This window comes from Coralloluteibacterium thermophilum (genome assembly GCF_042654365.1).
Lineage (GTDB): Bacteria > Pseudomonadota > Gammaproteobacteria > Xanthomonadales > Xanthomonadaceae > Coralloluteibacterium > Coralloluteibacterium thermophilum.
In genome coordinates this window covers 91,207-101,448 of record NZ_JBHSGG010000040.1, presented here as the reverse complement: position 1 = coordinate 101,448, position 10,242 = coordinate 91,207, and the positions used below count along the sequence as shown (strand labels likewise).

The window sequence follows — 10,242 nt, the reverse complement described above, 5'->3', positions numbered from 1 at the left end:
TCGCGCTGGCTTGTTCTTCGACATCCCATGAACATACCGGATGAATGTCGATTCAGCCTAGTGGCAGCGCCTCCAGCGCACCGGGTCGCTGCTGCCGGGCGTGGGCTGCAACTGGATGCGGGTGAGGTCGAGCCCGGGATGGTCATCGAGTACGCCGCAGACCGCGGCGAGCACCGCCGCCTCGTCGGCCGACGCCAGGTCCAGGACGAGGGTGGAGGGGGTGGCCCAGACCGCGCCGGACACGCCGGGCATCGCGGCGATGGCGCGCGCGGCGGCGGCACGGCTCGCCTGCAGTTCGCTCTCGTCCGGCTCCGCCGTCGCGGTGCTGGGCGCGACCAGGGCGGCGGTGGAGGCAGGGGCGGGCGCCGCGCCGGCGACACGGGCCGCCGGTGCCACGGGCTCCGGCATGAGGCCCGCGCGGGCCAGAACGAACACCAGCACGCCCAGGGTCAGCGCCCCTGCGGTGGCGATACCGAGACGTCGACGGCTCTCGCGCCGAGCCTGCCGGGCCACCGCGTCCCGCGTCGCCTCCGGGAGGAAGTCCCGGATCTCGCTCCACAGGGCCGCGCCGTCGAGAAGTTCGATGCCGTGCGCGGCCGCGCGGGTGCGGGCGCCGGCGTCGGTCGTGCCGAGGGTCGCCAGGGTGCCGCCGGCGGCGCCGTGCATCTCCAGCGTCCGCGCGAAGTCGTCCACGGCCGATGCGCCGAGCCGGTAGGCGGTGCCGTGCTTGCAGCCGACGAGATGACGCCGGCCTTGCCGGTACAACATGAAGTCGAAGCCCTCCCGCCGCTCGCCGACCTCGGCCTCCGGGTCTTCGGCATACCCGCGGCGGCGCAGTGCCTCGAGCAGGTAGCCGGCGATCTCGCGCCACTTCAGTGCGGCCATCGCGGCGATGCCGAGCTGGATCTCGCGACGCTGCCGGCCCACGATGGCGACGAGCCAGAAGGCGAGGCCGCCGAGCGCCAGGGCCACGGCGGCGGCCAGGAGCAATGGCGTCGAGATCGGCTGCATGAAGACGCTCTCCCACAGGTGCGGCACAGGCGCCGCGGAACCGCGCATGGTGGCGCGGCGGGCACCGGAGTACCCGCGCTTTCGTCTCAGACCGCGGGCTTGCGCCGGCTGCGGACGGTCTTCTTGGCTGCGGGAGCGGCGGGAGCGACCCGCGGCTTCTTCACGGCGGGCGCAGAGCGCGCGCGTGCGTGCAGCTCGGCGCGCAGGCTCTCGATCTCGGCGCGCAGCGCGTCGATCTCGGCCCGCGAAGGCACGCCGATACGACGGATGGCGGCGGAGACGCGCGGCTCGATGGCCGCTTCCAGCCGGTCCCATACGCCCGCGGCGGTCTCGCGCGCCTGGTCCACCTGTGCATCGACGTTCTCGCGCACCTGGTGGATGCCCGCGCCGGCGGCGGTGCGGGCCTTGCGCTCGAGTTCGGCGCCCTCGCGGGCGAGCGTCTCGAACAGGCGGGTGCCCTCCTGCTGGGCGCGTCCCAGCGCGCCCATGCCGGCCAGCCAGATCTGCTGCGCCGACTCGACGAAGGAGGGGCTCGCGTCGCTGCCGGCGGAAGCGGTGCGGCGACGACCACGGGAGGGAGGCACGCGTTGGCTCATGCTGGGACTCCTCGGTTGGGTTTCGACCGGACTGTAGCAGCGACGCGGGCGAGGATCGGGCGAAGACGAGGACTCAGGCGCGGCCGAGACGCTCGTCGAGCACGCGTTCGATCTCCTGCTCGATCGTGCCCTTGAGCATGCCGAGCATCATCCCGAGCTGGGCCGTGACCCGTACGTCGCTGTCGCCCACGACGATCCGGCCGTCGACGCCCGAGCGCGAGAACCCCAGCACGTCGCCGTCCCACGCCGTGTCCACGCCGAACTTCTCGGCCATCCGTGCGGCGATCTGCTCGACGGCACTGCGCGCCTGGGCGCGGCCGAGGCTGTGGTTGCGCTGGATATCGATCTTGGACATGCGGGCTCCTTGGGCCTGTAAGGGTGGGGGAGGGTGCCACCATGAAGGCGGGGAAGCATAGGCAGGCGTGCGTGGTGCCGGCGGGAAGGCGGCCCGCCCTGCGGCCCCTTCCACCGCCCGATGCCGCGCCGGAGGCTCTAGAATGGCCCTCCCGCCGTGCTTCGATGCCGGTGCGTCTCCCCGGATTCCGAATGCGGCTGACCTTTCCCCATGGCGAGCACCCGGACGTCCCGCTGTCCCAGGAACGCCTGACCATCGGCAGCGGCGAGGGCAACGCGGTCGTGCTCCCGGCACCCGGCATCGCCGCGCGCCACGCCTTCGTCGCGACCGATCTCGGCGGCACCTGGCTGTGCCTGCAGACGGATGCCGCGCCGGCCCACGTCAACGCGCGGCCGGTGCGCCGTCTCGCGTTGCTGCGTCCCGGCGACGTGGTGACGCTGGGCGAGGTCCGCATCGTCCTGAGCGCACCGGTGACGCCCGTGGACGACCCGCAGACGCTTTCGCCTCCGGCGGCGGCCGACGCCGGCGCCGGGCTCCGCGTGGTCCTGCGCGGCGTGGCCGGTCCGCATTTCGGGCGCGCCTACGCGCTCGACGTGCCGCGGACGATCGGACGCGGTGCCGGCGCCGACATCCGTCTGCCGGACCCGGCGGTGGCCGAACGCCACGTCGAAGTCGCGCTGCAGGGCGACCGCGTGGTGCTGCGCTGCCTCGGTCCGGACGGCTGCAACGTCAACGGCGAGCCGGTGCGCGCCTGCGAGCTGCGGCCGGGCGACCAGGTGGTGATCGAACAGCATCGGTTCGTACTGGAAGCCCCGCGGCGCGACCTCGCCGCCGCGGAGGCGGCCGCCGACGCGCTCGCCGCGTTCGACGACATGGCCGCCGAGCCGGAGGAGGACGTGGCCGCGCCACGCGAGCAGGGCGGCACCATGGTGTGGTGGCTGCTGCTGGCCGCGGCCGGCCTCGCGGCGGCCATCACCGCGCTGCTGGTGTACGCGCCGCGGATGAGCGGCTGACCGCGCTCCGTTGCCGCAGGCGGTGCACGATGCGGGCGCCGAGCAGCACGGCGAGCAGCGCGGCGTACAGGGCCGGTTCGCGCAGGTCGGCCTTGACCAGCCACACGAAGTGGAGCACCGCCAGGACGGCGGCGACGTAGACCAGTCGGTGCAGTTGCGCCCAGCGCCGCCCCAGTCGGCGGATCGCCGCGGTCGTCGAGGTGGCCGCCAGCGCGGCCAGGATGAGCCAGGCCAGGACGCCGACGGTGATGTAGGTGCGCTTGACCAGGTCCTCCAGGATCTGTCCCCACAGCCCGCCGAGGTCGAGGAAGAGGTAGGTGGCGAAGTGGAGGCTGGCGTAGACGAAGGCGTACAGCCCCAGCAGCCGGCGGAAGCGCACCCAGCCGTTCCAGCCGGTCAGCCGCCGCAGCGGCGTGATCGCGAGCGCGACCAGCAGCATGCGCAGCGCCCAGATGCCGGTGTAGTGGGTGATGGTGGCCACCGGATCCGCGCCCAGCGTGTCGGCGCCGCCCAGGGCCTGCAGGATCCACAGGCCGAGGACCAGCGCCGGGAGCAGGGCCAGTGCATGCGCCAGCCCCTTGCCGACGATCCAGCCCCAGGCGACCGGACGTCGGGAGGCGGCCAGGGAGCGCGTCATGTGCGCCGCCGTGCGTGGGGGGCGGTTCCGCTCCGGCGGGGGGCGAGGCACGCTAGAACCACCGTCCCAGGTCCATGCCCGCGTACAGCCCCGCCACCTGCTCGGCGTAGCCGTTGAAGGGACGCGTCGGGATGCGGCCAGCGAAGACGCGGCTGCCGCCGCCGGCGATGCGCCGCTCGGTGCGCTGGCTCCAGCGCGGGTGGTCCACCTCGGGGTTCACGTTGGCGTAGAAACCGTACTCCCGCGGCGCCGACTTCATCCAGCTCGTCTCCGGCATCCGCTCGACGAAATCGATGCGGACGATGGACTTGATGCTCTTGAAGCCGTACTTCCAGGGCACGACGAGGCGCAACGGCGCGCCGTTCTGGTTGGGCAGGGTCCGCCCGTACATGCCCACCGCCACGAAGGCCAGGGGATGCATGGCTTCGTCGATGCGCAGCCCCTCCACGTAGGGCCAGTCGAGCACGGGCCAGCCGAGGCCCGGCATCTGGCTGCGGTCGGCCAGGGTCACGAAGCGCACGTACTTCGCGTTCGATGTCGGCGCGAACGGGCGCAGGAGGTCCGCCAGCGGCATGCCGAGCCAGGGGATCACCATCGACCAGGCTTCGACGCAGCGCAGCCGGTAGATGCGCTCCTGCGGCGGCTGGCCCTTCAGCAGGTCCTCGAGCGCAAAGCGGCCGGTCCGCTCCGCGGCGCCCGTGACCTCCACCGACCACGGCACCGGGCGCAGGGTGTGGGCGCGCCGCGACGGATCGGCCTTGCCGGTGCCGAACTCGTAGAAGTTGTTGTAGGTGGTGGCGTTCTCGAAGCGGGTCTGCGCCTCGGTGGTCGTGAAGCCGTCGGGGCTGTCGGTCCGGGCGGCGGATGCCGGCGGCGGGTCGTCCGCGTCGGCGCATCCGGCCAGCCCCGCGAGGGGCGCCCCGGCCGCGGCCGCCAGCAGCCGCCGCCGGCCGCGGTAGACGTGCTCCGGCGTGATCTCGGAGGGCGCGATGTCCGCGGGACGGCGTTTCGGCATGGCGGCTCTCCCGGTGCGTGCGGCCGGACGCCCGGCGCGGGACGTCGCTCTCCTCAGAGAGGCCGGCGCGGCGAAAAGTTCATGCCGCGCCGGCCGTCGCTCAACGGGAGAGACGCAGCCCCAGCGCGCGGCGTTCGAGGCGCCCGTTGCGGCCCTGGTCGGACAGTTCCAGGTCCCGCAGTTCGTAGGGCGCCGAAAGCCCCGCCAGCAGGGCCGGTTCGAAGTGCAGCTCCAGCGCGCCCGTCCCGGCCTCCAGACGGGCGGCGCTGTGGCCCACGGCCGCGGGGACGAGCTCGCCCGTCGCGCTCGTGCCGTACAGGACGCCGCGCACTTCGTACCGTCCCTCGACCGCCGCCTCCACCGGCACCGCGAAGCGCAGGCCGTCCGGCGCAGGCTCGACCGCCGCGGCGCGTCCCAGGCGTGCGGTCGGCGCCGCGACGGCGAGCGCGAGTTTCGCGTCCCGCAGCAGGGGCTGCGCAGCCGCACGACCGACCGCGAAGGCATGCAGCTCCCAGAGCCCGGGCACCGCGGACGCATCGGGCGGCAGCGCCACCTCCGCCCGCCAGGCGTCGCCCTCGCGGCGGAACTCGGCGGGCACCGTGCGGCCGTCGGGGGCGGTGAGGAGGGCGCCGATGCGTTGCAGGCTGACGCCGGACGCCGGGGTCCGCAGCCGCGCCTCCAGTCTGACGCGGTCGCCGGTCAGGTGGGCGGTCTCCGGGGTCGCGAGGTGCAGCGCGTAGGGACTCTCGGGCTCGAACACGTGCACCAGGTAGCGGCCGCGGGCCTCGGCCATGCGCAGGTCGAAGGCGCCGGCACCGAGGTCCGGGCGCAGTTGCAGGGCGAGGGTACGGTCGGGGAAGGGCGCGCCGGCGGCTTCGAGCTGCGCCGCATCGGCGCGCGCCGTGCTGGCGGCCTGCGCGCTCAGGGTGCGCCCTCCGTGGAGGACCTGGAGCGTCGAGAACGCAGGCGTCGCGGCACCCGGCTCCGCGGAGATGCGCACGACGGCGGCGGGACCGGTCGTGTGGACGCGATAGCCGCGGGCGAGGGCGGCGCCGTCGACCGTGGCCCAGAACTCCCGGCTTTCGGCCTCGTAGGGCGCGGGCCGCGCCAGGGGCGTCGAGGCATCGATGGGCCATGCGAACTGCACGGGCTCGGTCTCCACCGACGGCGGCGTCGGCACGGCGCGCCCGGCGAGATGCCGGGGCGCTACGTCGCCCGAGGCGGGCGGCGCCAGCGCGACGCGCATCTGCGCCATCGACGGGAAGGACAGGGCGGCGGCCAGGCCGGCCGCGAGCGGAATCAGGCGGGTCATGGCGTCACCTCTACAGGTCGTTGCGGAGCAGGGTGTCGAGGCCGAAGCAGGCCCTGCGGCTCTGGTTGTGGTTGAGGACGCGTCCGCCGCTGGTCGCGGCGACGTCCCGGAACCACACCTGCCCGGCCGCCTCCTGGCTGGCGCAGCTCAGGAAGCCGTCGGCGCAGGACGGCAGCCACGCCTTGGTGATCTCCAGCCCGACCGTCTGCGCGTAGCCCCCGCAGTAGGCGTTGTCGCTCCAGATCGCGGCGCGCACGTCGGTGCCGACGACGCTCCAGAAGCCCCTGGGCAGCGCCGGCCGGCCGCTGGTGCCGTAGAGCCAGTCGCGGTTGTAGCTCGCCATCCAGCTCACCTGTTGCTGGCGGACCGCGTCGTTCTGGTAGCCGAGCAGCCAGCCCAGCGCGGACTCGAAGGCGTTGCCCGCGATGACGGCGTCGGCGAGCGGCGTTCCGGCGGAGGAGGGCGCCAGCGCATTGACCCAGCGCGTGGCGGCGATGATCCGCGGATAGCGGGCGTCGCGCGTGGGGTTCGACATGATCCAGCGCATGACGTTGCCGCCGTTCGAGTGCGTGATCACCACCAGGTCGGTGATGCCGCGGCTGGCGATGAAGGCGTCGAGCTGGGCCGCGAGGCAGCCTGCCGCGCGGTCGTCCCACATGTACTGGGTGAAATCGCAGTTGACGACGACGTGGTTCGCCGGATTCGGCAGCCCCTGCCGGACGGAGTCGATGAAATCCCCGCCCCAGTAGTCGTTGCGGGCGTCGGTGTGCCTGCTGGTGCCGTGGACGAAGGCGACGCCGGTGGCGGCCTCCGTGGCGGCGGACGAAAGCAGCAGCGCCAGGGCTGCCGCGGCCATGCGGATCATGCGTGGACCCTCCCGGTGGTGCCGCATGCGCCGTGCGAGGGGTGGACGGGCATGCGGCGGATGCGCCGCATCCGGCGGCGCGTCGCCGTGGACCTCCACCCGCCCTGGCCGGCGCGAATGGTCCCGCGGTCCCCGGACCACCCACCCTACGCAGGGATCATGACGAAGCTATGCACGGCGCAGCACGCCGCATCCGCGGCCGTGACGGCGCCGGGAGAGGCCATGGGAGAGAGCAGGGTCCGCCGGCGACCGCGGCCGCCGGCGGGAACGCCTTCGGCGGGAATCAGGCGGCCCTGGACTTGGCGGCCAGCTGCCGGAGGACGTAGTGCAGGATGCCGCCGTGGCGGAAGTACTCGACTTCCTTCGGCGTGAACAGCAGCACGCGCACGTGGAAGCGGGTCTCCTCGCCGTCGGGGCTGCGGGCGATCACCTCGGCCTCCTTCGCCGCGCCGTCCTCCAGGCCCACGATGTCGAAGGTCTCCGAACCGTCCAGCCCCAGCACCTGCGCGTTCTGGCCGTCCATGAACTGCAGCGGCAGCACCCCCATGCCCACGAGGTTGGAGCGGTGGATGCGCTCGAAGCTCTCCGCGATCACCGCCTTGACCCCGAGCAGCATCGTGCCCTTGGCCGCCCAGTCGCGCGACGAGCCGGTGCCGTACTCCTTGCCCGCCAGCACCACCAGCGGGGTGCCCTCGGCCTTGTACTTCATGGCGGCGTCGTAGATCGACATCTTCTGGCCGTCGCCGCCGTCCTTCGGGAAGTACAGCGTGTTGCCGCCTTCCTCGCCGCCGAACATCAGGTTCTTGATGCGGATGTTGGCGAAGGTGCCGCGGACCATGACGTCGTCGTTGCCGCGGCGCGAACCGTAGGAGTTGAAGTCCGCCGGCTGCACGCCCCGCTCCTGCAGGAAGCGGCCCGCGGGGGAGTCCTTCTTGATGCTGCCCGCGGGCGAGATGTGGTCGGTGGTGATCGAGTCGCCGAACAGGCCCAGCACGCGCGCGCCGTGCACGTCGTCGATGCTGCCGACCTGCATCGACATGCCCTCGAAGTACGGCGGGTTCTTGATGTAGGTCGAGCTGTCGTCCCAGGCGAAGGCAGCGCCCTCGGGCGAGTCGATCTGCGCCCAGCGGTTGTCGCCCTTGAACACGTCGGCGTAGTTCTTGGCGAACATCTCCGGGCCGACGGTCGCGGCGATGGTGTCGCCGATCTCCTTGTTGCTCGGCCAGATGTCGCGCAGGTAGACCGGCTGGCCGTCGCTGCCGGTGCCCAGCGGCTCGGTCGTCAGGTCGATGTCGGCCGTGCCGGCGATGGCGTAGGCGACCACCAGCGGCGGCGAGGCGAGGTAGTTCATCTTCACCTCGGCGTGCACCCGGCCCTCGAAGTTGCGGTTGCCCGACAGCACCGACGTCACCACGAGGTCGTCCTTCGCGATCGCGGCCGAGACGTCCTCGGGCAGCGGGCCGGAATTGCCGATGCAGGTCGTGCAGCCGTAGCCGACCACGTAGAAGCCGAGCTGCTCCAGGTCGTCCATGACGCCCGCCTTCCTGAGGTAGTCGGTGACCACCAGCGAGCCCGGGCCGAGGGAGGTCTTGACCCAGGGCTTGACCTTGAGGCCCTTCTTCACCGCGTTGCGGGCCAGCAGGCCCGCTCCCAGCATCACCGCGGGGTTCGAGGTGTTGGTGCAGGAGGTGATCGCCGCGATCACCACCGAGCCGTCGCGCAGGCCCTCGGCGGCGCCCGTGGGCGAGGCGTCGGTCATCCCGGACGGCGGCGCCTCGTTCGCGGTGCCCCCGGACTGCCGCTTCGCGCGGCTCTCGACGAAGGGCGCCAGGTTCTCCCGGAAGTTCCGCTGCACGTCCTCGAGCAGCACGCGGTCCTGCGGGCGCTTGGGGCCGGCCAGCGACGGCTTCACGTCGCCCATGTCGAGGTGCAGCACCGAGCTGTACTCCGGTTCGGCGGCGCCCGGCTCGTGCCACAGCTCCTGGGCCTTGGCGTAGGCCTCGACCAGGGCGATCTGCTCCTCGCTGCGGCCGGAGAGGCGCAGGTAGTTCAGCGCTTCGGCGTCGATGGGGAAGATGCCGCAGGTCGCGCCGTACTCGGGCGCCATGTTGCCGATGGTCGCGCGGTCGGCCAGCGGCAGGTGCTGCAGGCCGTCGCCGAAGAACTCGACGAACTTCCCGACCACGCCGTGCTTGCGCAGCATCTGGGTGACGGTGAGCACCAGGTCGGTCGCGGTGGCGCCCTCGGGCAGCTTGCCCGTCAGCTTGAAGCCGACCACCTGCGGAATCAGCATCGACGACGGCTGGCCGAGCATGGCCGCCTCGGCCTCGATGCCGCCCACGCCCCAGCCCAGCACGCCGATGCCGTTGATCATCGTGGTGTGCGAATCGGTCCCGAACACGGTGTCCGGGAAGGCGAGGGTCTCGCCGTCCTTCTCCACCGCCATCACCACGCGGGCGAGGTGCTCGAGGTTCACCTGGTGGACGATGCCCGTGTTGGGCGGCACCACCTTGAAGTTGCGGAAGGCCTTCTGCCCCCAGCGCAGGAAGCTGTAGCGCTCCTTGTTGCGCTGGAACTCGATCTTGCCGTTGAGGTCCAGCGCATCCGGCTTGCCGAACACGTCGACCTGCACCGAGTGGTCGATGACCAGTTCGGAGGGGATCAGCGGGTTGATGTCGTCCGGATCGCCGCCCAGCGCCCCGACGGCATCGCGCATGGCGGCGAGGTCGACCACGCACGGGACGCCGGTGAAGTCCTGCAGCACCACGCGGGCCGGCATGAAGGCGATCTCGGTGTCCGGCTCCTTGCGGGCGTCCCACCGGGCCACCGCCTCGATGTGCTCCTTGCCGACCGTCTGCCCGCCGTCCTCGCAGCGCAGCAGGTTCTCCAGCAGGATCTTCATGGAATACGGCAGGCGCTTGATGTCGAAGCGCTGGCCGAGCTTCGGCAGGCTGAAGTAGGTATAGCGCTTGCCGCCGACGTCGAGGGCGGTGCGGGTGGCGAAGGAATCGCTCATCGATGAGGCTCCTGTGGCTGATGGGGTGCCGCGGCTGTCGTGCAGTCTGCACGCGTGGATGTGTGAACCCCGTGCTCAAACATCATGCCGCGCGTCCGTGACACGGCGTGCCGCGCAGGAAGTATGCGCGTTTGAGTATGGATGATGAAGTATGTAAGATCCGCGCATACCGAAAGGGTCGTTCCATGGAAGTCACCGTCGCCGAACGTGGTCAGATCACACTGCCCAAGGCGGTGCGCGACGCCCTCGGCCTGACCAAGGGCAGCACGCTCAAGGTCGAGCTCGAGGGCGGGCGCATCGTTCTGCGCAAGAACGTCGACGACGCGATCTCGCGCGCCCGCGGCCGCTTCAGGCTCGACGGCTTCGCGTCCACCGACGAGGCGATGCGCAGCCTGCGCGAGCGCGAGCCGCGCGAGTAGCAG

General features: G+C 72.2%; 10 protein-coding genes. 2 read left to right on the top strand and 8 right to left on the bottom strand.

Features of this window, described 5'->3' with window-relative positions:
* Nucleotides 1-57: 57 nt before the first annotated feature.
* The 3 genes from ACFO3Q_RS14085 to ACFO3Q_RS14075 form a co-directional block, all read right to left on the bottom strand.
* Nucleotides 58-1,011, bottom strand: a complete 954-nt coding sequence (locus ACFO3Q_RS14085) for a restriction endonuclease (protein WP_377005372.1) — start codon at nt 1,009-1,011, stop codon at nt 58-60.
* 86 nt (nt 1,012-1,097) lie between these two features.
* A complete protein-coding gene (locus tag ACFO3Q_RS14080; RefSeq protein WP_377005371.1) occupies nt 1,098-1,607 on the bottom strand; it encodes a phasin family protein in 510 nt (169 codons plus the stop codon).
* Between the two features lie 73 nt (nt 1,608-1,680).
* Nucleotides 1,681-1,962: a polyhydroxyalkanoic acid system family protein gene (locus ACFO3Q_RS14075; RefSeq protein ID WP_377005370.1), complete on the bottom strand. Its 282-nt coding sequence runs from the start codon at nt 1,960-1,962 to the stop codon at nt 1,681-1,683.
* Between the two features lie 191 nt (nt 1,963-2,153).
* On the opposite strand from ACFO3Q_RS14075, the gene ACFO3Q_RS14070 reads away from it, so the two are divergent.
* Nucleotides 2,154-2,975 carry an FHA domain-containing protein gene (locus ACFO3Q_RS14070; RefSeq protein ID WP_377005369.1) on the top strand — a complete coding sequence of 274 codons (822 nt, stop codon included), beginning with the start codon at nt 2,154-2,156 and terminating at the stop codon, nt 2,973-2,975.
* Here ACFO3Q_RS14070 and ACFO3Q_RS14065 read toward each other — a convergent pair.
* From ACFO3Q_RS14065 to acnA, 5 genes are all read right to left on the bottom strand, one after another.
* A complete protein-coding gene (locus tag ACFO3Q_RS14065) occupies nt 2,935-3,612 on the bottom strand; it encodes a protein-methionine-sulfoxide reductase heme-binding subunit MsrQ (RefSeq protein ID WP_377005368.1) in 678 nt (225 codons plus the stop codon). The two genes, ACFO3Q_RS14070 and ACFO3Q_RS14065, sit on opposite strands and share 41 nt — an antisense overlap.
* Nucleotides 3,613-3,664: 52 nt before the next feature.
* Nucleotides 3,665-4,627 carry a protein-methionine-sulfoxide reductase catalytic subunit MsrP gene (msrP, locus tag ACFO3Q_RS14060; RefSeq protein ID WP_377005367.1) on the bottom strand — a complete coding sequence of 321 codons (963 nt, stop codon included), beginning with the start codon at nt 4,625-4,627 and terminating at the stop codon, nt 3,665-3,667.
* A gap of 100 nt (nt 4,628-4,727) precedes the next feature.
* Complete coding sequence (locus tag ACFO3Q_RS14055) at nt 4,728-5,939, bottom strand: DUF4785 domain-containing protein (protein WP_377005365.1); 1,212 nt, start codon at nt 5,937-5,939, stop codon at nt 4,728-4,730.
* A gap of 10 nt (nt 5,940-5,949) precedes the next feature.
* The gene (locus tag ACFO3Q_RS14050; RefSeq protein WP_377005364.1) at nt 5,950-6,804 is read right to left on the bottom strand and encodes a hypothetical protein; all 855 of its coding nucleotides are present in this window, start codon (nt 6,802-6,804) and stop codon (nt 5,950-5,952) included.
* 283 nt (nt 6,805-7,087) lie between these two features.
* Nucleotides 7,088-9,820 (bottom strand): aconitate hydratase AcnA, encoded by a 2,733-nt coding sequence (gene acnA, locus ACFO3Q_RS14045; protein ID WP_377005363.1) that lies wholly within the window; start codon nt 9,818-9,820, stop codon nt 7,088-7,090.
* A gap of 185 nt (nt 9,821-10,005) precedes the next feature.
* Between acnA and ACFO3Q_RS14040 the strand changes: the two genes are divergently transcribed.
* Nucleotides 10,006-10,239 (top strand): AbrB/MazE/SpoVT family DNA-binding domain-containing protein, encoded by a 234-nt coding sequence (locus tag ACFO3Q_RS14040; protein WP_377005361.1) that lies wholly within the window; start codon nt 10,006-10,008, stop codon nt 10,237-10,239.
* Nucleotides 10,240-10,242: the final 3 nt, after the last annotated feature.